Genomic DNA, 26,462 nt, shown 5'->3' with positions numbered 1-26,462 from the left:
CTCCCCCACCATTAAAACCCCAAATAGAAATACATACATGAAGACATACACTCCTAGCATAGTTATCACTAACCACACTTTACCTAAAGGAGGTAGGTTTTCATGTCTGACTCCATCAAGAGTAACCCAACAAGAAAAACACATAGTTTAACTCCAGAAAATAAAGAAACACCGATCTCATTTGTTCAAACAGATGTCACTTCAGCTAAGTTCTTTTATTTAAGGAATCATTTCTCTTATCCCTCTTTTACTTATCAAAATCATTGGCTTTCAATTAGTGGTTTAGTTGATATTCCTATGCTTTTTTCTATGCAAGATATAAGAAAACTCCCATCAAAGAAGATAAAGGTTGTTCTAGAATGCGCAGGCAACAAGCGAAGTTTATTTCAACCTAAAGTGTTTGGGGAACAATGGGAAAAAGGAGGAATGAGTCATGGTTATTGGAAAGGAGTTTCTCTGTTAACGTTGTTGCAAATGACTGGAATAAAAAAAGAAGTTAAGGAGGTAATCTTTGAAAGCCATGACATGGGAACACAACCTAGTACTGACCAGCCCCTCCCCTACTCTCGAAGCTTGCCACTTAATAAAGCCATTCATCCAGATACGATCTTAGCTTATGAATATAACAACGAACCGATTCCTTATAAACACGGTTTCCCTTTAAGACTGATTGTACCTAATTGGTACGGCATGGCTTCAATTAAATGGCTTAAACATATTAAATTAGCTGATAAAGAGTTCGGTGGACATTTTCAAACAAAAGATTATGTTTTTTATCCACATGTGAATAACGATAATGATAGTTTTCCTGTTACAGTTCAAAATGTAAATTCTTCTATTCAACAGCCAACTGATCTACAAATTTTATCGACAGGAAAAATACAGATAACTGGAATAGCTTGGACTGGAAAGGGGTATATTTCAAAAGTTGAAATTAGCACAGACGGTGGAATAACTTGGTCAAACGCTCTATTAAAAAAGAAAGAAAGTTATGGTTGGGTATCCTGGTCTTTTGAGTGGGTTGTCTGGCAGACAGGAGAGTATACTCTCTTATCGAAAGCTACAGATTCGCATGGACGCGTACAACCTGAATCTCCATTTTGGAACAGAAAAGGATATGGTTATAATGCTACTGATCGAGTGTCAGTAAAAATAGAATAATTTCCCTAGTTATTAACATGTTGATAACTTGTTAGGCGTTACCACTTGGATCTTATAACAAAAAGAAACCAAATCACGTTGATTTGGTTTCTTTTTGTTATTTTTGAGGTTGCTTCTTCATTTGCTTGCTTCTTAACTGCCCACACGCAGCGTCAATATCTGTACCGTGCTCCACACGGATACCGCAATTGATTTTGTTCTTCTTTAACACATCGTAAAAGGCAAGAACGGCTTTATCATCACTTCTTTGGTATTGACTGTGTTCGTCAACCGGATTATAAGGGATCAAGTTTACATATGCACGCATATCCCCAATCAAATCGGCTAATTCCTGCGCATGCTCAACTTGATCATTAACATCTTTTAATAAGATGTATTCTAGTGTGATTCGTTTATTTGTTTTTTCAATATAAAAATCAATGGCTGGCATTAGTTTTTCTAATGGGATTGCACGGTTAATTTTCATAATCTTTGTCCGCAACTCGTTGTTAGGTGCGTGTAATGAAATCGCTAAATTAACACGTAAATCTAACTCCGTAAACTCGTAAATCTTATCAGCAAGTCCACTCGTCGAAACCGTTATATGTCTTGGACCAATTTCCAATCCTTTTTGATCAATAACAATTTTCAAGAAATCAACCATATTCGTGAAGTTATCAAAAGGCTCCCCTATTCCCATTACAACAATATGACTTACTCGCTCATTTTCACCTTTTTGATCAAGGTAAAGTTGTACTTTCATAATCTGTTCGACAATTTCACCACTTGAAAGGTCACGATCTTTCTTTAAAAGTCCACTCGCACAGAAACTACAGCCAATATTACAACCAACTTGAGTTGTAACACAGACAGATAAGCCGTACTTATGTTTCATTAAAACCGTTTCGATTAAATTACCATCGTGAAGTTTAAATAAGAACTTAACCGTTCCATCAGAAGCTTCTTGTTTTAAATGCTCAGACAATGTTTGAATAGAAAAATGTTCATCTAACACCTTAAGGCAATCTTGATTAACATCTTTCATTTCAAAGAAACTTGTTACTCTTTTTTGATATAACCAATCCCAAACTTGTGCCGCTCTGCCTTTTTTATGTCCACGCTCTAATAACCACGCTGTTAACTGTTCATTCGTTAATCCGTAAATGGATGGTTTATTCATTGTGTTACCCTCTTTTCAACCATGAAAATGTCTTTTCATTCTACTTCAAGTAATCTGAACTATCAATTCTATAGTATTGTCCCAAATTTTTTTAATTTAAACAAGGTAAAGCTACTAACTCTCTTACCAATTATTCTCACCATGAAAACTCACATCTTTAAATAAGTTTCCTATACAATTACATAGAAAACCTCATATAATAAAGTTAAGATTATCATGTCAGGGAGGAGTCTACCTATGGATCAATATATTCTTAGTCGAAACAATGTTAAAATTAACGGAAAAGGTCGTCAGCCAATGGTATTCGCTCCTGGTTTTGGTTGTGATCAGACTGTTTGGAAAACCGTTGCTAAAGCATTTGAAGAAGATTACCAAGTAGTTTTATTCGACTATGTTGGCTCTGGTAATTCAGACTTGAGTGCCTACGATTCAGGAAAATACAGTGAATTAACAGGGTATGCCCAAGATATTATAGATATCGGCTCCGTATTAGAGCTTAATAATGCTATATTTGTAGGCCATTCCGTTAGCAGTATTATTGGAATGCTAGCTTCAATAAAAAGGCCTGAATTATTCTCTAAACTTATCATGATTGGACCTTCCCCTTGTTACTTAAATCATCCACCAAAATATATTGGTGGTTTTGAAAAAGAGCAATTAATTGGCTTACTAGATATGATGGAGAAAAATTACATTGGCTGGGCAACTATGTTTGCTCAAACCGTAACAAACAATACTAATTTCCCTGAGATAACAGACGATCTTAAAGATCGTTTTTGCTCTACCGACCCTATCATTGCCCGGCAATTCGCAGAAGCTACTTTCTTTTCGGATAACCGCGATGACTTGAAAAAGGTACAAACGCCTTCTCTTATTTTACAGTGTAGCGACGATATTATTGCGTCTGAAGAAGTTGGTCAATACATGCACCAGCATCTTTCTAACAGCACATTAAAATATATGGGAGCGACTGGTCATTGCCCACATTTAAGTCACCCAGAAGAAACCATTAACCTCATAAAAGATTATCTAGTAAACAACTAAGTCCGAACTATAGAAATAGGTGGGAATTAATGAACAATGAACAATTAGATTTTGCACCATGTGGATTTCTTACTTTAACTGAAGAAGGTAATATCGTTTATATAAACGATACACTACAATCTCTACTAGGGTATTCCCATGATTCATTAATCAGCGAAAACATTAATAAAATTTTAACCTTACCTTCTCAAATCTTTTATCAATTGTATTTTGTCCCACTTGTAAAGGTTAAGCAAGTTGAGGAAATGTATCTTTCTTTAGAATCTATTCATAAAGAGGAAGTTCCCGTACTAGTGAATGCAAAGCAAAGAAAAAAGGACGGAAAGGTTTTTATTGACTGTGTCCTCATCAAGATGCAGAAGCGAAATGAATTTGAAAATGAACTACTTGAAGCTAAAAAAGTGGCGGAGACAGCTCTAGAAGAGAAAGCGCAAGCAAATGCTGATTTACAACAAGCACTCTTAACACTTGAAAAAAAACAAGAGGAACTCCTGATCTTATATAAACAAAATCAACAGTATAAGTTAGAAACAGAAAAAGAACTCCAGTTAGCAAAATTAGTTCAAAAAACATCTTTAACTAAGCCATTGCATACTGAACATTTGCAAACAGAGGCCTACTATCAACCTTCTAATCAATTATCTGGAGATATGTATGGGTTCTACCAAGTGAACGAACATACGTATGGAATCATGATTGTCGATGTGATGGGGCATGGCATTTCCTCATCTTTAATTACGATGTCTCTACACTCTTTATTCCAGAAATTAATTTCTGCAGGCTCTAAAGCTGATATTGTAATGAAAGAATTAGATCAACACCTTCATACTTTATTTCAACATAACGAGGAAGCTAGACACCATAGTACGGCCATCTATATGTTAATAGATACGAAAAAACAAGAAATTAGCTACATTAATGCTGGACACCCTGGGGCAGTCTGGCAACCTTTAAATGGGGAACAGGTTGAACTTTCATCTACAATCCCACCAATTGGTTTAATAAAAGGTATTCAATTTGAAACTAGTATCTTTACCTATACTAGCCCTGGTCGCTTATTTCTTTATACAGACGGGGTTTCAGACATAATAGAATCAAACACACTTCTCTCCATTATAAAAGCTGAAAAACAAACTTCGTTAATAGAGATGAAAAAGAAACTAATCAGTTTGATCAACAAAGAATTACCCGAAACAGATAAAAATGATGACAAATGTTTTATAATTATAGATCTAAATGAAAAATTATTAACTTATCCTTAGCGTCGTATTTATCCTAAGCGACCGCTACGCTTCAACTAGTATACGCTTCATTTTTTTATTAATAAATACTCTTTCGCCTTACCCCTTTTTATATAAGATTATTTTCGTAATTAATCCTCTAAGTGAAATGGAGCAAAAGTCAATCGGCTCCTGCAGAAATAGAGGAAGGCACTTATCAAAAACAATAATGTAACGAAAACAGCTTTATAAGAATATTACTTTGATAGGAGTTAAAAACCATGACTCAGTTAAACGTAACAAAGCAAGAAATGTTAGAAATAAAACAGTCAAAAGTGGAATTAATGGACTTAGAACTCTCTACCATCTCAAGTGACATCACAAGCACTGAAGTATGTGAAGTGATCACAGAGGTGTATGGCATCGTACTAGATCACGTTCCTATATATAAAAGAGCTCAAAATCTAATTGATATATCCTCCCTTACTCCAGAAGAAGTAAGTAAGAAGGTTATCGATGCACATTTAACGCAGCATGGAAAACCACTTACAGGGATGGACATACGAACCATAATCAATTTTATTTTCGGCATTAATTTAAATGGAATTTCGTCTCTTGAAAAATCAGGTATATCACTTTTCTCAAAAGGACAATGGATTTCCAGGTATGATTATGATTTATTTGCGGTTCATACAGGTTTGATGGATATAGATGTAAAAGTCTGCATTACTGATCGTTTCACCGAACTAACTGGTCTTGGTAGTTTACCTAATGAGTTAAAAGACTCGTTAATCTCCCACGGCTTTACATATCGTACGGAAAATGGAGATTGCTATTTAGTTAGTTCTACAGGCGACTCTGTTGCAGATGATTTTAAAGTAGAAACGATGAAAAAAATTATGGCTGTTATTAATAAGTCATACGCACACATGATATAAATTGCTTTAAAACCTAGGTTTATTTGAGACCAGAGGCGGACACCAGAGCACTTATTTAAGGCAAGTAGAGCCATTTTACGACTTTAGAGGACTGTAGAGCCCTTATCTAGCTAATCAAACGTTAAATTCTAGTGATTTTCAGGTAATAAAAACCCCTCTGTCCTCTCACCTTGTTAAAAACTAATTTCATAATAAATAAGGTCTCTCATGTCCCCTATCAAGACCACTAAAAAGGAAAAAACCACTTTTTTCAGTAGACCTACTAATTTCTCCACTCTAATTAACTACACTCCCAAAAAAAGACCGAATCACCCCTAAGGTGCAATCCGGTCTTTAACTTCAAAACTAGTATTTACTTACCAAACGAAGAAAGAAATTTAACTCGATCTCCCATTGGAGGAATGCTATTATCAACCAAAGCTACTTCTAAAACAGCTGGACCTTGTAAGTCAGTTAATTTAGCCATTGCTTCTTGATTTATATCTTCCATATGTTCAACTCGGTAGCTTGGAATTCCCATCGCTTCAGCCATTTTTGAGATGTTAATAGGCTCTTGTCCGAAACGCTCATGCGCGCGTTTATACTGTAAAGAATGACCATGATAAACCATTCCAAGACGAGCATTATTCATAATAACAAATAAGATTGGCAGATTATATTCCTTCGCTGTTAGAATTTCCATACCATGCATGAAGAAGCAGCCATCACCAGTAATACAAACAACCGGACGCTCTGGCTCAGCTAACTTCGATCCAATTGCTGATCCAATTCCACTTCCCATTGCACCAAAATGAACATTAATATCAAAACTATCATAATCAACTACGTCCATATGATGGATTACATAAGACATAAATTCACCAATGTCTACCGAGTAGCGAGTAGACTTCGGAAGAAGCTCTTGCAACTTAAGAAATACATTTTTTGAATTGTATTCACTTAAATCTTTTTCATCATTTTTAACAGTTACTGGTTCTTCATTTCTGTTTTTACTTGTTAAACCGAGAGTCTTCAATTCTTCTATTAAAAATAGCAGACTAAGATTAATATCACCTAAAACCGGAATATCAGCTTTATACTTTCGGTTGAAAACCGTTTGATCAAAATCTAATTGAATCATAAACCGATTTCGTGTCAAGTTTTGATTCCAGTTATTCGTTGCTGTTTCTCCTAAACTTGATCCAATCACTAAAAGTGAGTTTACATCGCCCTCATTAATTAGCTCAGACGCTTTCTCGTGTCCGGCGAATCCGAAAACACCAGCGACTAAGGGATGGTTCGGAATAAAGCCTTTTGCTTGAGGAGATGTAATAATTGGCCAGTTAAGTAGTTCCGCCAATTCAAGCAATTGGTCAACTGAATTTCTAATACCTTGTCCGACGAAAATATAACCCGTTTGTCTCTCAACTAGTTCTCTAGCAACTCTAGCAATCGTTTCTGCACTAGGTACAATCGGCTTTCTAACAGGAGCTGAAGGAATGTCAACAGGAGCAACCGTTTCAAGCTGAACATCAATTGGCATCGCAATATGGACAGGGCCTGGCACTCCCGAAATAGCAATTTCAGTTGCTTTTACAATTTCAGGTAGTAAATCCTTTGCATCAGTCACTGTAACACTGTATTTCGTAATAGGTTCAAATATAGGCTCTGCATTCAACTCTTGAGATGCATTTAAACCGACGGTATTAACCGGTACGGCTCCTGTTAAGAATAAGACAGGTAAATGCTCTCTCATTGCATTTGCGGCTCCTGTGGCTAAATTGGTGCCCCCTGGCCCACTGCAAGCAATGCACACACTCATTTTCTTCGAGAACTTAGCGTACGTAGCAGCCATATATGAAGCTGCTCCCTCATGCTTTGTGATAACAGGTGTGATTTCAGGCATATCATATAATTCGTCAAAAAAAGCATTTACTGATCCTGCTGGTATTCCAAACACATATTCTACTCCATTGCCTTTTAAATACTCTAATACGGAACGTACTGCTTTCATTCCTTAGCCTCCTTGTAATCTTCCTATATATTTAAATAATTACCTAAAAACTTTTCTACTAATTCATTTGCACTGACAGGACGACTAAAATAATAGCCTTGCATCATGTAGCAATTTCTCTCTGCCAGAAATTCAGCTTCTTCTTGTGTTTCCACACCTTCAGCAATAACGTCTAGCTTTAAGTTTTGAGCCAATATAATAATCGTATCGGTTATTGCCGCATTATCACTATCGGTCATTAAATCTTGAACGAAAGACTTGTCAATTTTTAATGTGTGAATCGGAAAATTCTTCAAATAACCAAGTGATGAGTAGCCTGTCCCAAAGTCATCAATGGCAATGTTAATTCCTAGCCCTTTTAACTGTTCCATCGTTTTTAATGTAACGTCTTTATTTTTTATAATCTCATTTTCAGTTAACTCTAAATGTAAATATTGAGGTGAGAGTTTAACATCATCTAAAATACTTTTGACTACTGAAAATAAGTTGTTTTGCTCAAACTGCCTTACAGATAAGTTCACAGCAACACTAATGTCTTTATAGCCTTGTTCATGCCATTCCTTAATCTGTTTACAAGCGTTTCTTAGAACCCATTCTCCAATTGGAACGATTAAACCCGTTTCCTCTGCAATTGGGATGAAGATGTCTGGAGAAACCATTCCCTCAGTCGGATGCACCCATCTTAACAGAGCTTCAACTCCTGTTATCGTTTTTGTTTTATAATCAATTTGAGGTTGATAATAAATGACTAGTTCTTCTTTCTCAAGCGCTTTATATAAATCATTTTCAAGCTTAATGCTTTCAAATGATCTATTATCCATACCTGATTCGAAGAAGTGAAAATTATTCCCTGGTAGTTCTTTTGATTTATACATGGCTGTGTCTGCGTTTTTAATGAGTTCTTCGCTTGTCATGCCATCTTCCGGGAACATACTAATTCCGATGCTACTTTTCACATAAACTTCATGACCTTTTAAATTAAAAGAGTGGAAAAATGAACCGTTTACGTTATTAACGATCTCAATTACTTCTGCTTTGTTTTCTATACTCGGAATGATAATCGTAAATTCATCCCCTCCTTGTCTAGAAACTGTCGCACAAGTTGGTACACTTGCACTTAGACGTTCTGCTACATCACGTAATAGAAGGTCACCATAACTATGTCCGAGTGTATCGTTAATTAACTTGAACCGGTCTAAATCAAGGAAGAAAACTGCCATTTGTTCACCATGTTTTTGCGCATACTCTATAGCTTGATCTAAGCGCTCCTTTAAGAGCACACGATTTGGTAAATCCGTTAGACTATCATAGTAAGCATGATATCTAATTCTCTCTTCCATTTGCTTCCTCTGAGTAATATCTTTAAATGTAACCACATACCCAACCACATTACCGCCCTCTTTGATATGAGAAATAACATATTCAACTGGTAAACCGGTTTCATCTTTGCGGTAAAAGTATGCATCAGTATGACTATCACTTGCAGAAATAACTTTTTTAGTAACTTTTGCAGTTTTGTCTTTATGAAAAATATAACTATACGATTTCCCTATTAATTCAGCCGAAGCATATCCTAGCATCGAAGCACTCGCAGGGTTACAAAACGTAATGTTTCCATTTAAATCCAACCCAAAAATTCCTTCACCTGCTGAATTTAGAATCAACTCTTTTTCACGACTCAGCCTTTGCAGGTCGGCAATTGCTTGTTCCAACTCTTGATTTTTCACACTAATTTCTGAAGTTCTTTCCTCTATAATGGTTTCTTGTTTCTCCATATAAAGAAGATTCGATAAGGTGGATGCTGTTGCATCAACAATAGATTGCGCAAGCTGCATCTCCGCTTCAGAGTAAATTTTAATTTTTTCTCCTTCAAAATTCGGGACAGCTATTAGGCCAAGTACCTCCCCCATTGTAACGATTGGCATTATAAATAAGCTTTTGATACCAAAATTTGAACAAGCCACATGGTTCGGTCTCGGATCGTTAAAAACATCTGGAACAAAAATGGCTCTTTTCGTTTTAATAACTTCTTTGAAAAGATCATCATCTTCAAAAGAGATATCATTATGAGATTTAACCCAATCCTCCTCAGTCCAATCACTGTCTTTACTTAACTTAGCTGGTTTAATTTCCCTTTTGGCGATGATTTCCAGTAAATGAACACCTACATTGGCGTTATCAAGTACTTCACCTACATAATAAAAACATCTGTCTAAACTTTCTTGCATCGTTGAACACAATGATAAATCTCTTGTAACATCTAAGAGAAGTTGCTTTTCTTTTATGAGATTTTCCTTCCGGGATAAATTGGTGGCATTTTGAATCGCTACACCCGCCATATTTACATACGCTTCAACCGTTTGAATCTCTGCTTCTGTCAAATTCATCGGAATGCCATAATCAAACAGAAAAACAAGCCCAAACAATTCATTTTCATAAGAAATTGGTAGAGCAAGTAGCGACTTTATTTTAAAACCCTCAACAGCTCTAGGATCTGGACGATTATCCTTTGACGTATCAGGAATATAGATGGTTTTTTGTGTTTCAATTACTTCTTTTGCTAAGAGATCCATATCAGTGTCAATTACTTGCATATCTAAAGTCATGCCATTGATAACTTCAGGCTTTCCTACATATCCTCTAAATGCTCCATCATCTTGGGGTAAATAAATACCAACTGAATCACATTGGACTATTTCTTCTGATATAGCGGTTACTACATGCTGGAGTACGTCTCTCAACTCGAGTTTTGTATTAATCAATTTTGTGATATTAGCAAGTTGCGTATACCTTTGATCCAATGTTTACACTTCCCTTGTTCTAAATAAGTCTTGCTTCGATTCCACTCATGCTCAGCCTTTTCTTCCTTTTTCGACAATTTCAAGAAAAATCCCTTTAAAGCTAAATATATTTATATATATTTCTAAAAAAGATTTATATATTTTATTATATAGGCATTATATCACAGGCCATACTTCAGTTTGTTAATAAATAAAACCAAATAAGACCTATAATAGACTTAGATAAATAACATTATTTTTCAAATCCAAGCTGAAATATTATATCTAAAAAGTAAAATTGAACCTAATTGTTTAATAATGATTTTTAGACGGTCTTCGACATTTTTGTCCTACAATTTAAATATATATGTTAGTGTCTACTATCCCAATATAAAAAGGCCTACTAAAAATGCCTTCTTAGTAGACCTTATCTTTATATTTATTTAATCGCGGAACTTGTACTTAAAAGTCTTATAACAACTCTTGTACCCCTATCTAATTCACTTTGAAAGTGAATGGTCCCTCTGTATTTTTCAATTATTTGAAAACAGATCATTAACCCAAGTCCAGTTCCCTTCGTTTTCAATGAATAAAAAGGTGTACCCAACGATTGAATGGCTTTCTCCGACATTCCTTGCCCTTGGTCCTGAACTTCAATGAAAACATAATTGTTATCTCGCTTAGCTTTGACATGCACATCTTTGCCAGTGCTCGATGCTTCTATTGCATTTTTTATTAAGTTGATCATGACTTGTTTAAATTCCATTTCATTTATAGAAATGACACAATCCTCTTCAATCTCTAATACAATACTAATATCATGGAACAAACCATAAGAAGACAATAAATCGGTAACACTTTCTAGAGAATCACTTACATTAACAGCTTGTAATTGCATTTGGGCATTAGGTTTAGCAAGTGATAAAAATTGTGTAATAACATGTTCGGCAATATTTAGTTCATCAATCATTAATTTAAAATGCTTTTTTTCTTATCATCAAACGTTGGTTCTTTCTCATATAACTGAAGAAATCCTTTCACAACCGTTAAAGGGTTTCTAATCTCATGCGCAACAGCTGCTGCTAATTGGCCTGTTGTTTTTAAGCGTTCGGTTTGCTGAATTTGCTCATAGTATAATTGCTGCTTTTTATTACGAACATCACTTAAGAAATAAATTAAAAAGATAACGATTTGACTTCCTACAAAATTCAATGTGTTCCCAACTAAATCCTGTTCTATGTGGGAAAATAATTTACCCTGATCAACCAAAATAATATACAGTAAAGTAACCGATATAAAGATAAAATTCAAAACTAAAGAGAAATAGAAAATTTTTGAGTCAAAATATAAAATTGAAAAAGCTGGAATTAAGCAGAGAAAGATAAACGTTGACCAAGTGTCTGGGTATAAGAAGAACAAAGCATAAAAATATAAAGATGCTATTGTAATAGTTATGAACCTCAACATATATGTTTCATATTTTGGATAAATCAAAATGCATATAGAAAATAAGGTAACCAAAGTTAAATGTAGGACATATCCAAAATCAAAAGCTTCCATTCGAGGATTTAAGACAAACAAGCCCATACTCATAATAATAATCATGAAGACACAAGACAGGTAATAGATTTTCTTATTAACTATATTATAAAATTCCCTCATACTTACTCCTTTAGAACGATACGGTTTGTTATAGTCTATCAAAAAAACCATTTAATTCAAATTTTTGTTTAATAGCAAAATAAATAGCTTACTTTTTCAACTTAGTAAATATACAACAGAAAACGGACGTTCAGCTGGTTCTTCATTAGATATGACGTCTACCGTAAGACAGTGTTGCACATGTTGAAGTTGATTTAGAAGAAGCGCTTAAGATAGCTTCTACCTATGTAGCGGAGTTTCTTGCATCTTCTGATAAGCTTGGCTACATTTATGGTTAACCTCAAACTGTTCTGTCTACCAAACTAGTTCTATTTACACAGCCTGATAGATCAAGTATCATAACTAACATGAGAACTACTTTTATTTTAGATTAACTATAAATTATATCTTAAGCTTTTAGTAAGAATTGGAGTGAGATCCCATGCCCAATCCTCCTACATTTACGTCTTTACAAGAGGAATTAGATTTTTATAAACGTCTGATCAGCGAACTACCTATAGATATTAACTACACGGATTCTATCTTAAATAAATCATTCGTAAAAAAAGCCAATGAACAGGATAGTAAAATAAAAAAGGTAGATAAGCATCTAAAGGAACTAATTGACCTACGTTTTTTTTCAGATGAAGAGGAATTTGCACAACTAGAACTTTTCCTGCAACCTCTCTTTGATCTTGTTCCACATCATATTGTGATTATCAATAAAGCTGGAAATGTGACGCTATGTAACAAACAGGTGTTAATTGACTTTAAGACTTCCTTAAAAGAAGTACTAGATCAACCAATTAAACAACTTCTAAATCTAGAAAATAACGAGATCAAATTACTCGAAACATTAAGAACAGAAAAAGAACTTATTAATGAAGAAATATTAGATTCCAACTACGGAATTATAAATACACGTTTAATACGGGATCGCTCTGGCCATGTCATTCGAGTCATTGGTGTATTCCACTTTTTAAACGAATCAAAAGAAGCAGAAAAAATGAGAATGATTGGGCAAATATCAGCAAGTATCGCTCATGAAATTAGAAATCCTTTAACGACTGTGCGTGGTTACCTGCAACTACTCTCAAAAGAAGAGCAATCAAAAACAACAGACTTATTCAAAGATCTTCTTATTCCTGAGCTTGATCGTGCCAATAAAATAATCAGTGAATTTCTAACGGTTTCCAAACACAATCCTATTGAAAAAAAACCAAAAAAAGTGGTAGAATTCTTTTCTCATTTCAAAGACTTGATGTTCAGTGAAGCCATGATTCAAGATGTAGATTTCCAAATAACGTATCATCCTAATGTGTTTAATACACTACTGCTAATTGACCACAATGAACTTATCCAAGTTTTCGTCAATTTGTTTAATAATTCGGTTGATTCAAAGCAAAAGACTCACCTTACAATTACAGTAGAGTGTGATAGATCGGGAGATGACCTAGTTATTTTATTTAAAGACAATGGTGTTGGTATTCCGCAAGAAAGCCTACATTATATCTTTGAACCTTTTTATTCTACTAAAGAAACCGGGACAGGATTAGGTCTTTCGCTCTCAAAGAAGATCATTGAATTACACAATGGAACGATTTCCGTTTCAAGTAGTCCTAATGAAGGAACTTGTTTTACAATAAAACTTCCTATCTATCAGTAAACCGAGATACTAGCTAATTAATTTTAGTTAGTATTTTTTATTCCCTACCCTAGTTTCGACAACTTCTTCTATATTCTTGTTTTATACTTAAAGTGAATATATCTAAGGAGGAATAAAATGAAAGCGTTGTCGAAAACATTGATATTACTCATCCTAGCCTCACTCTTTTTCTCAACTAGTGCATTCGCCAAAAGTGATCAAGCCAAGCTCTCCCTCGTTTCTTTAGGTGACTCTATTCCATACGGCTATAATTTAACTAACAATGATAATGCCACAACATCAAAAGAAGCTTTTCCTTATCTAATCGGAGAGGCAACAGATATGCGCGTACGTAACCTAGCCATTCCAGGTTGGCGTACAGATCAAATGCTAAACGCATTACAAAACGATCAAAAATATCGTCAAGCTGTTCGACATGCAGATACGATTACTCTTACTATCGGAAATAATGATTTATTAGCTGCATTGCGTACAGCACAGGCTCGCAGTGGTGGGAGTCAAGACCTTTTTCTGTTTTATTTACAACAACAACTAGAGGAAAGTGACCTTTTTACTAATTTGGGAACCATTATTACAGAGATTCGCTCATTAACATCCGCTCCAGTGGTTGTTTATAATGTATATAATCCATTTCAAAAAACAGACCCTCTTCACTATGTAGCTAATTCGGAGAGTGTATTACCTAGTATTAATCAGCATCTTTTAGGGTTTGTTGGCATGCTAAATACTCAACACTCTAATATTTTACTAGCAGATGCTTATCATGCTTTCGGCGACAATCAACAATTGTACGTCATTGCAGGGGATATCCATCCAACCGTTGCAGGACAACAAAAGCTGGCAGAGATTGCAATAAAACTAATAAAATAGACTTTGAAGCTGAGCCGATGATTGGCTCAGCTTATTTCTATGTTCGATCATCTAACACTTAATTGAAACAACTGATTATTAAGATCTTTTTACCAATTAACTAAAGCTTTAGTTATAATGAATAATTTATATTCATTAGTTTAGTTAAAGCATACATCCAACCTTCTAGATAACCATGCTACGATTAAAAAAAATCTTAGAGTCGTGGAAGTTACATAAGTTGAAGGGAATGAAATGTATGAGCTTAGATGCTTTAAACAAACGTGTCAAGACGGAACTCTCTTATCTAGCTTATGGTCGTTCAAATTGGGTGCGCCCTTTCATTCATTCAGAGGGACATGTTTATGATGTAGTCATTATCGGAGGCGGGCAAAGCGGTTTAGGAGCTGCTTTTGGACTTTTACGTGAACGCGTCTCTAACATACTAGTAATTGATGAAAATCAGGAAGGTTTAGAAGGTCCGTGGGAAACTTATGCTCGTATGGTAACATTAAGAACACCGAAGCACTTAACTTCTATTGATTTAGGTGTACCATCACTTACTTTCAGATCTTGGTGGGAAGCGCAGCATGATGAGGAAGGCTGGGAACAGTTGGATAAGATTCCTCGTGGCGAATGGATGAATTATCTACGTTGGTACCGAAAAATTCTAAGTTTACCGGTTATAAATGAAGTGAAATTAAATCTTGTAGAGCCTGTAGAAAAAGGATTATTTCGACTTCACTTGAGTGGCTCAAATACATCGTCAAATGAAATTTTAGCACGAAAAGTGATTCTTGCTACTGGCATTCAAGGTGGCGGCGAATGGCATGTTCCTCCACTCGTTAAAGATACTTTACCAAGCCACCTTTATGCACACACATCAAAATCAATTAATTTTGATGTACTAAAAGGAAAGAAAATTGCTATATTAGGTGGAGGTGCTTCTGCCTTTGACAACGCCAACTTCGCCTTATCAGAGGGAGTAGCCGAGGCACACGTATTTATTCGTCGCAAAGAAATGCCACGTATCAACCCTATCAGACAAATGGAAGTTTCAGGTATGATTGAACGCTATCATGCTTTAGATGATCATGAAAAATATGCCGTCATGACTCATTTTTCAAACATAACCAACCACCGACAAATGATACATTTGAACGAGCAAAAGCTTGGCCCGGATTTCACCTGCACCTAGATTCACCATGGCAACATGTAAAAGCGGAAGATGAATGTGCAGTGGTAACAACTCCTCATGAAACATTCACTTTTGATTTTTTAATTATCAGTACTGGGTTACTCACAGATCCTGCCCTCCGACCAGAGTTAAAGCTCGTTGAAAAAGAGATTACCCGTTGGAGCGATCGGTTCAGCGCACCAAAACATCTATCAAACCCTATTCTAGATGCACACCCTTATCTTAGTCCTGGCTTTGCTTTTATAAGTCGCGATAAAAAGAGAGATAACAACTTACATGGATTGTTCGCATTTAATTATTCTGCCTTAATTAGTTGTGGTGTTTCTGCTTCTGCTCTTTCAGGTCTACGCTTTAGTATTCCAAAGCTCGCAACTGCAGTCGCCGATCAACTTTTCTTAGATAATCGTGAAGAGGTTCTTGAAGACTACTTTAGCTATAATGAGATTGAGTTTTTTGGGGAGTGGTCTGAGGGAAGTAAGGTTGAGATGTGATAAAAACTTAATAAGCGTTACCCTATTTTTTAAAACATATTAATTATGTAAAACTTTAAGGATACCAAAAGCAGTAGTTAATTAACTACTGCTTTTTTCATCTCCATTTTATAATATCACTTTCACTTTTCCTCTTTTGTACAAATACTTTTAAATTATTTTAAATAGGTAAACACTACTAAATACGTTTTACATTGGTAGGTTTACTAGAAAGATTGTTACTTCTTGCTGGTCTTGAACTACTTTTATTAAATGTTCTAGTTTTAATCGTCTTCCTATTAATTACACCAATTCTTTTAGTGTTGCACACTAACCATTTTTTCAAAATATAAAAAATGGTTCATCAATATATAGTCATCATAATTCATTTTCTCTGAATATCTTTCTTACTCCCTACTCCCCTCAATATCTCGATATCCTTCCCTAGTTGTTCCTCAATAGCTTCATTAACCATCCCAACAATCTCATGACTTTGAAACTGCCGCTCAACCCCTGTATTAATAGTAGCTTCCCAGATCGTTTTCGCCTTTTGATCAAGTGGCGTTATATATGGTTCATCCACATGTTTTATAAGTTTCTCGTACAATTGCTGGTCTTTTTGTCCACCAAAAAACTCATTTTCATAATTCATCCTATCTACATTATTTCTGCCTGGAAGATAACCTGTTACGGTACCCGTAGTGCCATATTCTTTAATTTTAATCGTATAAAACTCCATGAATTTCCATGCTGCTTCTTTCTGAATACTATCTGCTGGAATCGCCATAATTGTACTATTGCTTGCTCCATATTGATTAAATGGAAGTCGAGTTACTCTCCACTTTCCTTCTTGCTCCGGTACCCAATTTTTCAATTGTTCTGCGCCCCAACTTCCTAAATAGAGCATGGCAATCTGGTCTTTTTTTAATGCCTGTAAACCATTTGATGACCATATATCAAGATAGGATACTAACCCCAGATCACGAGATGTTATAGCAATTTCTATTGCTTGTTCAAAAGTTTGATCATTTTTTATGAATTCTAGCTCTTTATTAAAATTACCCCTCGTTGATTCATAAATATGAATTGGATCCATTAACCATTGGGTAATCGAAATGTGATCTTGTTTCAATGCTTTCCCTATCTCTAGCCAGTTATTTGGATCCTCCAAGAAATTTCCAAGGGTTTCCGGATCTGAGGGAAATCCATACTTCTCCATAAGGTCAGCTCGATAATACGTCACAAGAGGTGATGTTTCATATGGAAGGCCAACCATTCTTGACTCATCATGTGAAAGGCCCATGTTCCATAGAGGTATGGAGAAATTCTCCTTATACTTAGTTAACTGGTAAGGAGGCTCTAGTAGATTATCTAGTCCGTCAATTGCTTTAAAAAGCCCGAAGTGTGAACTATCTATAACCATGAGATCTGGAACTTCCTTATTCGCTAAAGCACGTAAATAGTAATTTACATAAGTGTCATAAGGTAATGTACTTACTTTAACCTTTATATTTGGATGAATTTCCTTAAATGCATCTATAACTGTATCCCAACCTTCCCCATAATATGACCAGAGCTCTAATTCAACAGTTGACTCGCTTTTATTAGATTGAGTATCCATAGTACTTTGATCTATCTCTTCAACCTTTTTTTGACAACCAACAACTAATAAAAAACTCATAATTAAAATGATGTACTTCATCATACACCTCTTTCTCTCTTAAAATTGAGGCGCTTTTAGGAATTGTTCGAATATCTCCTTAGGAACAGGTTTACTAAAAAGAAAACCTTGTAATTCGTCACATTCAATCTGCTTTAGAAACTCTAACTCTTCACTTGTTTCTACGCCTTCAGCTACCACATTAAAGTTTAATTGGTGAGCCATCTCAACAATATGACTAGCAATAAGCGCTTTTTTATGATCAGCATTTACATTGGTTATAAATTGTCGGTCTAGTTTAATTTCACTAATTGGTAGATTCATTAAGTGACTTAATGATGAAAAGCCCTTCCCAAAATCATCAATTGATACCGAGACACCTAACTGTCTTATTTGGTGAATCATTTCAATGACAGTTTCACTATTTTCAATGAATACACTTTCAGTTAACTCAATTTGTAAATATTTTGCCTCTAATTTTGTTTCGACTAATGTTTCTTTTAATTTTTCTACTAATTGAGATTGATGAAAATTTTTAACAGAGACGTTCACAGAGACTTTAATCTTTGGATAACCAGCATTCTGCCACTCTTTATTTTGTTTACACGCATGATATAAAACCCACTGATCTATTTTATGAATTAATCCACATTCTTCAGCTAAAGGAATGAATAAAGCTGGACTAACATCACCCATATCTTTGTTTTTCCATCTAATTAAAGCTTCTACACTTTTAAGCTGTTTAGATTTACTTACTTTTGGTTGATAATGAAGTTGAAATTCGCCCCTCTTTATTGCCTTTTTTAATTCATTTGTTATCTTAATTTTATCTGTGAAGTCTACTCTCATCTCTTCATTATAAAATTCAACAGTCGTTCCTGGTTTTGCCTTGCTGCTATACATCGCAATATCGGCGTTTTGGACTAAAGTGTGTTCATCTTCTCCATCCGCTGGATACATACTAATTCCAACACTACCTGATACATGCAACAACTGCTCTTGAATAAGGATTTGTTTTTCAAAAATTTCTTCTATTGCTTTTGCTATTTTTAACACTTCATGTTTATTTGCTACTTCCTTTACGATTATGACGAACTCATCCCCACTTAAACGAAAAGCTTGAACTTTACTAGTTTCAAGCTCAACTAGTTTATTGGCTATAAATTTCAATAGTTCGTCTCCGGCTGAATGACCTAACGTATCATTAATTTGCTTAAATTGATTCAAGTCCATAAATAAAACCGCTACATTGAATTTCTTATATTTCGCTTCTTGAATGGTCGTAGGTAAATACTGTTGGAAATATTGTCGGTTAGGCAAAGATGTTAAACTATCATAGAACGCTAGTTTATGTAACATATTCTCCGACCTCTTTAGTTCCTCTGCTTGCTCTCTTAGCTTTTCATTTAACTTATTACTTTCTTTTAACATGTTTTGTAAACCTACTGACATTGCCTTGAAATTTTCTATTAATGAGGCAATCTCTGTAATACGAGAAGCTGGCCATTGGACTGGCTCAAAGGTTTTCAACTTCCTTGCTAAACCATTAGTTGTTTTTGCCAACCGATTAAGTGTTTTAGCTAAAAGGCGATGTAACGAGATTGAAAAGACCAAGGCAAACAACACAAAAATAGTCAGAAACATAAATTGGTCAACAAACTCACTAAAAATTTTCTCCTGATGGGGCTTTATCGGTTGTTTTACTAACAGCTTTAATTCAGGAGAGTCTATAAATGTTTCATAAAGATAATATCCATTCGCCCACTTGTGAACCGGGATTGTATCGTCATCTGGAATAACCTGATAAAAATGAGGATTTACTTGTTGAACCTTATTTTCTATCATCCAATCAAAGTAGTCTTTAGGTTGGTACATATCGTTATTTGTGGCAATGATAATTCCATCAGTAGTAGTCACTATCAACTCTTCTTGGAGAGTTGTAGTCGCTAGAAACTGTTCAAGATAGCCAATTTGGATAACACCGAACAACTTTAAACTTAGAATGTCTTCCGTATTCCAAGATTTCAATTCTTGCTCTACTTGCTTCACATTTTGTTCCGCACTTTGAATTAAATTTTTCTCCACGGTTTCAATTGAATTCCATAAATTAAACGTGGCATACAATAAAAATGGCAAAATCATGGACGCACAAGATAAATGGAATAAAAGTTGTTTTATATCTATCGTTTTCGGTGATCTTTGTCTCATCCATTTGTGAAAAGGAAGATAAGTTAGAAGTATATCAAACACCAAAATATTAAAGACTCCATTCAAAATATCCTTTGCTGCAGAAAATATTAAAACGCTCTCATACTTTAAATCAAATGCGAAATAATAAACCCACGCTGAACTAATTACTCCTATAAAGACCCAAAATAGAGCTCCCCATATAACAATATTTGATTTTGGTTTATAACGAAAAACTAGAGATATAAAAACAAGTTCTAAGAACATTCCAATATCCCACAAAATAAATTGAAAATTAAAAACAGAGATGAGGTGAATAAGCAATGCAGATAAAAGAGCTGTTCTCAAATTATAAAGGCGCAAAATTAAAAGAAGAAATATACTTACAAATGTAATTGTAATTCCTAAAGGTAACTCAATTACATTTATTCTTGTAAAAAAAGCTAACGAAAATAAGATTACAAACATTATAATTTTCGCTCTATTTAGTTCCATATACCTATTCACCCCCTATAAAAAAATAAAAAACTGCTCCATAGCAGTTCCCTTTGCAACCCGGCTATCATGCTATGCGAAGACCCGTGGCTTTGCGTCCTATGCTTTCACACAGTTTGCCAAATTATGTAATTAACAATTAAGATCACTCAACTTTAGACCTATTATAATACAATCTTACAGGTTTTAATAGATATTGTTGAACAAAGTCGAAAGATGTCACATTTTAACTAAATATTCCTTTTTATTCCTAGATTATCTTTCTATTTTATAAAAAAAGGCTGCAAATTTATGTTTTTCTGCAGCCTTCTTAATACCTTTGATGATTACTTAGCTTCCCACTTCGCTATTTCTTCTCGGACGCGTGGAGCTACTTCTTTTCCTAGTAATTCAATCGCACTCATCACATCATTATGAGGCATAGAGCCAACTGGTACGTGAAGCATGAAACGGGTAATTCCAACATTTTTTCTTAAATGAATAATCTTTTCAGCTACTGTTACTGGATCACCTACATAAAGGGCTCCTTCAAAACTTCTCGCAGCATCGTAGCTTGCACGGTCATAATGACCCCAACCACGTTCTTTCCCAATAACGTTCATTACATGTTGAGTAGGCGCAAAGAACTTATCGGCTGCCGTATTTGTATCCTTAGCAATAAAGCCGTGTGAATGCGATGCAATGGGTAAAGTAGAAACGTCATGACCCGCCTTAGCTGCAGCTCGTTTATAAAGTTCAACTAAAGGGGCAAATTGTAACGGTCGACCTCCGATAATAGCCAACACTAGCGGAAGGCCAAGTAAACCAGCCCGAATAACAGATTCTGAATTTCCACCGCTCCCAATCCAAACAGGTATTGGGTCTTGCACAGGACGAGGGTAAATACCTTGGTTTGTAAAGGCTGGTCTATGACCACCTCTCCAGCTTACTTTTTCTGAATCACGTAGCTTTAGCAGCAAATCAAGTTTTTCTTCAAACAACTCATTATAGTCGTTTAGATCATAGCCAAATAGTGGAAATGACTCAATGAAAGAACCACGTCCTGCCATAATTTCTGCACGACCATTTGAAATTCCATCTAGCGTCGCGAAATCTTGAAAGACACGAACTGGGTCGGCTGAGGAAAGCACAGTAACCGCACTTGTTAACCTTATTCGTTTAGTTTGTGACGCAGCTGCGGCAAGTACAACGGCAGGCGAAGAGGCAGCAAAATCTTTGCGATGATGCTCGCCAACTCCAAACACATCCAATCCAACCTGATCAGCTAAAACAATTTCTTCTACAACCTCACGTAACCTCTCGGCATGACTAATTACCTTTCCCGTATTCACATCTGGGGTTACTTCTACAAAGGTACTAACTCCAATTTCCACTACTTACTCCTCCTTATTTTCAATTTCATGATAACTATTAACTTTATTTTGAGTTTACATCTTTACCATTTCAAGTTTTTTAACTGATTTAGAGAATAAGCCGTCACGGATAGCTAGTTTTTGCTCTACATATGGTAAAATAAGTACAATTAAAAAATATAACAGTTCAGTATCTGGAGTGAATACAATATTGGAATCAAAAAAAGCGTTACCTGTCTTATTTGCTGTCATGTTTCTTGTCATGGTTGGATTTGGAATCATTATTCCTGTAATGCCCTTTTACGTTGAAGAAATAGGGGCTACACCAACACAATTAGGTTTATTAATGGCTGTTTACTCCGTTATGCAGCTCATATTTGCACCGATGTGGGGGCGTATTTCTGATCGAGTTGGACGTAAGCCAGTTATCATGATTGGAATTTTCGGTCTTGCTCTATCTTTTTTCTTATTAGCCGTCTCCTCTACACTGTGGATGCTTTTTGCTGCAAGGGTGATAGGTGGATTTTTCTCTTCTGCTAATATGCCGACTGTTATGGCTTATGTAGCTGACATTACCTCAGACGAAGACCGTGGTAAAGGAATGGGAATAATCGGAGCTTCTGTCGGTTTAGGATTTATTTTTGGACCAGCTATAGGAGGTATTTTTTCTCAATCTAACTTAAGTGTTCCTTTTTACATTGCTGGTACTCTATCCATTATCACATTTTTATTCGTTTTTCTTGTTCTAAAAGAATCATTAACTGCTGAACAACGCAACAAACAATTAACAGAAAAAAAATCCTTGTTTAGTGCATTGCAAGGTCCTGTTTCGATTCTTTTTATCCTTCAATGGTTCGTGTCTGTCTCTTTAGCTGGCTTAGAAGCAACTTTTGCTTATTTTGCTTATGAGAAAGCTAATTTAGGCGCTGTGGAACTTGGTTATATTTTCATGATCATGGGTCTTGCTGGAGCACTTGTACAAGGTGGGTTAGTCGGAAAACTAACGAAGAAGTACGGAGAAGGCTTAGTTATTCAAATTGGAATTGTCATCTCAGCAATCGGTTTTTCTCTTATTTTATTTATTGATAGCTTCTTCACTGCAGCTCTCTTCTTAACGATTTTTGGTGTCGGTAATGGCTTAATTCGCCCTAGCGTTTCCTCTTTAATAACGAAAAAAACACCGACCGGCTATGGTCGTACAACAGGTCTTTTATCATCATTTGATTCGCTCGGACGAGTCGTAGGTCCCCCACTTGGCGGATGGCTCTTCACTATTACAATCGGGTTACCTTACATATTAGGGATTGTATTGTCGGTGCTAGCATTATTGTTATATCAAGTTTATAAGATGAAAGCTAAATCACCTCTTAGGGAGATCTCCAACTAGACTTTGATTCAGCTTTTTAAATAAGTTATAGTAAAGTATTCCAAGAAAATGAACCTGCACTAAAGGATGTGGTAACATGCGTATTAATAAATTTATTAGTGAAGCTGGAAAAGCATCAAGACGAGGTGCTGATAAATTAATCAATGAAGGCCGAGTTACAATCAATGGGAAACGCGCTGAGATCGGAAGCCAGGTTGAACCTGGAGATGAAGTTCTAGTTAACGGAGCACCGATACGTGTCGCAAGAGATAATGTATATATTGCTTTAAATAAACCAGTAGGTATTACTAGCACAACAGAAAAAAAAGTAAAAGGAAATATTATTGACCTAGTCAATCATCCATTACGAATTTTTAACATCGGAAGATTAGATAAAGATTCAGATGGCCTTATCCTTCTGACGAATGACGGCGATATCGTTAACGAAATTTTACGTGCTGAAAATAGACACGAAAAAGAATATATTGTCTCTGTGGACAAGCCGATCACCCCTGAATTCCTAAAAAATATGTCAGAGGGTGTAAACATCTTAGGTACAAAAACGCTACCATGTGAAGTCCACCAGCTATCCAAGTTCGACTTCCAAATCATCTTAACACAAGGCCTTAACCGTCAAATTCGCCGTATGTGCGAAGCATTAGGTTACAACGTCTTCAGACTTCAAAGAACAAGAATTATGAATATCCATTTAGGCAATCTCCCTCCTGGGCAATGGCGAGACCTATCCAAAAAAGAACGCACTCAATTGTTCAGAGAGCTCAATTATGAACCGAAAGAGTGGTAATTTTATATGAATGGGCTAAGCATTATTATGCTTAGTCTTTTTTCTTTCTAGTTTGAAGGTGTATGAATTTCTTTAGTGAGGAGAAATTAACTAGGAATTCTATAAAGGAGGTTTTCATAATGGATGATACACACGAGTTTGTAGAGAAATTACATGAAAGACAAGAGAAGGCAAAGCAAAATGAAAAGCGTCAAGGTAAGGCACACGCTAATCGTAAGTTGCCTAGTAAGCAGCATAGTACGAATAAGTAGTTTAGGTATAACCTTTATCACATAATTACTGATGAACCTTTTATTAATTAATGATAAAAGGTTCATTTTTATATTATTATAAAGGGATTTTCCATTCGTTTGTTAAATAAAATACTTGATACACAGCTATGAGTAAATAAAAGTAAATACCCAAACAAACTATTGGAGGAACTAACCCATGATCTCATTTAGCATCATAGGAGGCGCTAGTTTTAGAGCACAATATTATTTAAGAATTGCCAAAGCTCTCCCCGAGCAATTCCGTATTTGTGGGATGGTTGTGAGAGATGAAAAAAAAGGACGCGATCTAGAAGAAAAATGGAATGTTACTACTTACCGAGATTTAACTGCCTTGTTGCAAAATGAAAACCCTAATTTTGTTGTCGTTTCAGTTAGTGGTTGGGCATGTCCAGAATATTTACAACAACTAGGGCAACTTGGTATTCCAGCATTAGCCGAAACCCCTCCCGCTCCAACAATAGAAGAATTAATAACTTTACATGAACAACTAACTTGTAAAGGAGCCAAACTACAAGTTGCAGAACAATACCACTTGCACCCTCTACATCAAGCAAGACAATCCATCATTAACTCAAATAAGTTAGGAAACGTCACTCAAGCTACTGTTTCCATTTCTCATTTTTACCACGGAATAAGTTTAATAAGAAAGGTGCTCGGAATTGGTTTTGAAAATGCAACCATTAGAGGAATGCAGTTTAAAGCGCCTGTAATAGCAGGTCCGGACCGAAGTGGACCACCAAAAGAAGAAAAAATGATTATGGCTGAACGTGATATTGCTTGGCTCGAATTTGGAGGAAAGCTAGGAATTTATGATTTTACAAAGGACCAGCATCGTTCATGGATTCGCTCAAACCATTTATCAGTACGTGGAGATCGTGGCGAACTATTTGATACCCGTTTAACGCTACTCGAAGACTACTCCACTCCTATTCACTTAGATTTAAAGCGTATTAATAAAGGTGAAGAAGAGAACCAAGAAGGATATTATCTAGATGGGATTCTAGTAGGAGAAAGTTGGGTTTATAAAAATCCTTTCAAGCCTGCCAGACTTTATGATGATGAAATTGCAATTGCTTCTTGCTTAATAAAGATGGCGGAATACGTTGGAGGTGGTCCAAGTTTTTATAGCCTTCCTGAAGCTTCACAAGATCAATACCTAGGTCTTATGATAAAACAAGCCATTCTCTCTTCGGAAAAGGTAACAACATCCCGTCAGCCATGGGCTGAATAAAGCCGACTAGTACCCTAACAACTATATTAAAGGAGCACGTAAATGAAATGGTCTCTTAAAATAACGACAGGCTTCATTATTTTATTCGCATTACTACTCGGTATAGCTTCTATTAGTAGGTATTTTATTTTTGACCCTGTTATAGGAAATCAAATCATAATAGAACAAGGGCTTGAGATGTTTAGAATGGAATATAAGCCTTGGAACTATGTCTTATATCTACATATTTTAACAGCATCTCTTGCTTTAGTAATTGGTCCCTTTCAATTTCTATCTCAAAAAAAGCCTCGCCAACTAAAAACACATCGTTTTCTGGGAAAGGGCTACGTTCTCTCCATCATTATTAGTGGATTCGCTGGTATTTACTTATCATGGTTTGCCTTTGGTGGTTTTCTATCTAAACTTGGGTTTCTATCACTCTCTATTTCATGGTTATTTTCTACTTACCTAGCTTATTCCTTTATTAGAAAGAGAAACTTCAACCTACATAAAGAATGGATGTATCGAAGTTATGCCATTACTTTCGTCGCTGTGACCTTTCGGATATGGTCAGCTGCTATTGGGTATTCACTTGATCATTTTGCAATTGGATATGTGAGTGCTATTTGGTTAGGTCTGATAGGTAATCTTATAGTGATTGAGATTTGGATAAGAAAAACGAGAAGAAAAAGGAGCCAACTTAAGTCGCTATCAATTTAAAATGTAAACGACATAACACCTATTCTGCAAAATTTAACTTTAGTAACAGAGTAATCGAATACGTTCTGGTATTTTCGTCTTTAAAAACACCTGAGAATAACTAATTTTTTTCACAAAAAAACTGAACTTGTTATTCGGTTTCTTTTGTGAATTTTATCGTGACGATAAACACTCTTTAGCTTTATTGAATCGTAGTCATTTAAAAGTTTATACTAATTAGGAAACCTATCTCGTGAAACAATTATTTAATTCTGATATGATTGTTAATCTAGAAAA

At 35.4% G+C, this 26,462-nt stretch carries 19 protein-coding genes, 1 pseudogene and 1 riboswitch; of the genes and pseudogenes, 12 read left to right on the top strand and 8 right to left on the bottom strand.

Annotation, left to right across the window (positions count from 1 at the left end; genetic code table 11):
* The first annotated feature begins 102 nt into the window (after positions 1-102).
* Entirely contained in the window at positions 103-1,161 is a 1,059-nt protein-coding gene (locus JCM9157_RS07095) for a sulfite oxidase (RefSeq protein ID WP_035663375.1), read from the top strand.
* A 97-nt stretch (positions 1,162-1,258) separates the two neighbouring features.
* On the opposite strand, the gene rlmN is transcribed toward JCM9157_RS07095, so the two are convergent.
* Positions 1,259-2,320 carry a dual-specificity RNA methyltransferase RlmN gene (gene rlmN, locus JCM9157_RS07090; protein ID WP_035663374.1) on the bottom strand — a complete coding sequence of 354 codons (1,062 nt, stop codon included), beginning with the start codon at positions 2,318-2,320 and terminating at the stop codon, positions 1,259-1,261.
* A 237-nt stretch (positions 2,321-2,557) separates the two neighbouring features.
* On the opposite strand from rlmN, the gene JCM9157_RS07085 reads away from it, so the two are divergent.
* The 3 genes from JCM9157_RS07085 (at position 2,558) to JCM9157_RS07075 (ending at position 5,522) form a co-directional block, all read left to right on the top strand.
* Complete coding sequence (locus JCM9157_RS07085; RefSeq protein WP_035663372.1) at positions 2,558-3,364, top strand: alpha/beta fold hydrolase; 807 nt, start codon at positions 2,558-2,560, stop codon at positions 3,362-3,364.
* A 29-nt stretch (positions 3,365-3,393) separates the two neighbouring features.
* A complete protein-coding gene (locus JCM9157_RS07080) occupies positions 3,394-4,626 on the top strand; it encodes a SpoIIE family protein phosphatase (protein ID WP_035663370.1) in 1,233 nt (410 codons plus the stop codon).
* Positions 4,627-4,865: 239 nt separating this feature from the next.
* Entirely contained in the window at positions 4,866-5,522 is a 657-nt protein-coding gene (locus tag JCM9157_RS07075) for a hypothetical protein (protein WP_052013000.1), read from the top strand.
* A gap of 352 nt (positions 5,523-5,874) precedes the next feature.
* On the opposite strand, the gene JCM9157_RS07070 is transcribed toward JCM9157_RS07075, so the two are convergent.
* The 4 genes from JCM9157_RS07070 to JCM9157_RS25225 form a co-directional block, all read right to left on the bottom strand.
* Complete coding sequence (locus JCM9157_RS07070) at positions 5,875-7,515, bottom strand: thiamine pyrophosphate-binding protein (protein ID WP_035663368.1); 1,641 nt, start codon at positions 7,513-7,515, stop codon at positions 5,875-5,877.
* 23 nt (positions 7,516-7,538) lie between these two features.
* Positions 7,539-10,316, bottom strand: coding sequence for a bifunctional diguanylate cyclase/phosphodiesterase (locus JCM9157_RS07065; protein WP_035663367.1), 2,778 nt, complete (start codon positions 10,314-10,316; stop codon positions 7,539-7,541).
* A 418-nt stretch (positions 10,317-10,734) separates the two neighbouring features.
* Positions 10,735-11,265 (bottom strand): ATP-binding protein, encoded by a 531-nt coding sequence (locus JCM9157_RS25230; RefSeq protein WP_235714837.1) that lies wholly within the window; start codon positions 11,263-11,265, stop codon positions 10,735-10,737.
* On the bottom strand, positions 11,265-11,507 hold the full coding sequence (locus JCM9157_RS25225; RefSeq protein ID WP_235714835.1) for a histidine kinase dimerization/phospho-acceptor domain-containing protein: 243 nt from the start codon (positions 11,505-11,507) through the stop codon (positions 11,265-11,267). The genes JCM9157_RS25230 and JCM9157_RS25225 overlap by 1 nt, the downstream gene beginning before the upstream one ends.
* Positions 11,508-12,378: 871 nt before the next feature.
* Here JCM9157_RS25225 and JCM9157_RS07055 point away from each other — a divergent pair.
* The 3 genes and pseudogenes from JCM9157_RS07055 (at position 12,379) to JCM9157_RS07045 (ending at position 16,140) form a co-directional block, all read left to right on the top strand.
* Complete coding sequence (locus JCM9157_RS07055; RefSeq protein ID WP_035663366.1) at positions 12,379-13,602, top strand: two-component system sensor histidine kinase NtrB; 1,224 nt, start codon at positions 12,379-12,381, stop codon at positions 13,600-13,602.
* 117 nt (positions 13,603-13,719) lie between these two features.
* Positions 13,720-14,472: an SGNH/GDSL hydrolase family protein gene (locus JCM9157_RS07050; RefSeq protein WP_035663365.1), complete on the top strand. Its 753-nt coding sequence runs from the start codon at positions 13,720-13,722 to the stop codon at positions 14,470-14,472.
* Between the two features lie 238 nt (positions 14,473-14,710).
* Positions 14,711-16,140 (top strand): annotated as a pseudogene (locus JCM9157_RS07045) (NAD(P)-binding domain-containing protein).
* A gap of 364 nt (positions 16,141-16,504) precedes the next feature.
* On the opposite strand, the gene JCM9157_RS07040 reads toward JCM9157_RS07045, so the two are convergent.
* From JCM9157_RS07040 to JCM9157_RS07030, 3 genes are all read right to left on the bottom strand, one after another.
* Positions 16,505-17,821, bottom strand: a complete 1,317-nt coding sequence (locus JCM9157_RS07040; RefSeq protein ID WP_052012999.1) for an ABC transporter substrate-binding protein — start codon at positions 17,819-17,821, stop codon at positions 16,505-16,507.
* A gap of 18 nt (positions 17,822-17,839) precedes the next feature.
* The gene (locus JCM9157_RS23285; protein WP_052012998.1) at positions 17,840-20,461 is read right to left on the bottom strand and encodes an EAL domain-containing protein; all 2,622 of its coding nucleotides are present in this window, start codon (positions 20,459-20,461) and stop codon (positions 17,840-17,842) included.
* Between the two features lie 51 nt (positions 20,462-20,512).
* Positions 20,513-20,592: riboswitch (cyclic di-GMP riboswitch) on the bottom strand.
* Positions 20,593-20,787: 195 nt separating this feature from the next.
* Positions 20,788-21,834, bottom strand: coding sequence for an LLM class flavin-dependent oxidoreductase (locus JCM9157_RS07030; RefSeq protein WP_035663364.1), 1,047 nt, complete (start codon positions 21,832-21,834; stop codon positions 20,788-20,790).
* Between the two features lie 67 nt (positions 21,835-21,901).
* Here JCM9157_RS07030 and JCM9157_RS07025 point away from each other — a divergent pair, with 67 nt between their 5' ends.
* The 5 genes from JCM9157_RS07025 (at position 21,902) to JCM9157_RS07010 (ending at position 26,186) form a co-directional block, all read left to right on the top strand.
* Positions 21,902-23,200 carry an MFS transporter gene (locus JCM9157_RS07025; protein ID WP_439644333.1) on the top strand — a complete coding sequence of 433 codons (1,299 nt, stop codon included), beginning with the start codon at positions 21,902-21,904 and terminating at the stop codon, positions 23,198-23,200.
* A 76-nt stretch (positions 23,201-23,276) separates the two neighbouring features.
* Entirely contained in the window at positions 23,277-23,984 is a 708-nt protein-coding gene (gene rluF, locus JCM9157_RS07020; protein ID WP_035663362.1) for a 23S rRNA pseudouridine(2604) synthase RluF, read from the top strand.
* Between the two features lie 119 nt (positions 23,985-24,103).
* Positions 24,104-24,235 (top strand): DUF4023 domain-containing protein, encoded by a 132-nt coding sequence (locus JCM9157_RS23890; protein ID WP_081734091.1) that lies wholly within the window; start codon positions 24,104-24,106, stop codon positions 24,233-24,235.
* Between the two features lie 178 nt (positions 24,236-24,413).
* A complete protein-coding gene (locus JCM9157_RS07015) occupies positions 24,414-25,487 on the top strand; it encodes a Gfo/Idh/MocA family protein (protein ID WP_035663360.1) in 1,074 nt (357 codons plus the stop codon).
* Between the two features lie 42 nt (positions 25,488-25,529).
* Entirely contained in the window at positions 25,530-26,186 is a 657-nt protein-coding gene (locus tag JCM9157_RS07010) for a DUF2306 domain-containing protein (RefSeq protein WP_052012997.1), read from the top strand.
* The last annotated feature ends 276 nt before the right edge of the window (positions 26,187-26,462 follow it).

The organism is Halalkalibacter akibai JCM 9157 (assembly GCF_000513135.1).
GTDB classification, from domain to species: Bacteria; Bacillota; Bacilli; order Bacillales; family Bacillaceae_D; genus Halalkalibacter; species Halalkalibacter akibai.
This window is presented reverse-complemented; position numbering and strand designations above follow the sequence as displayed.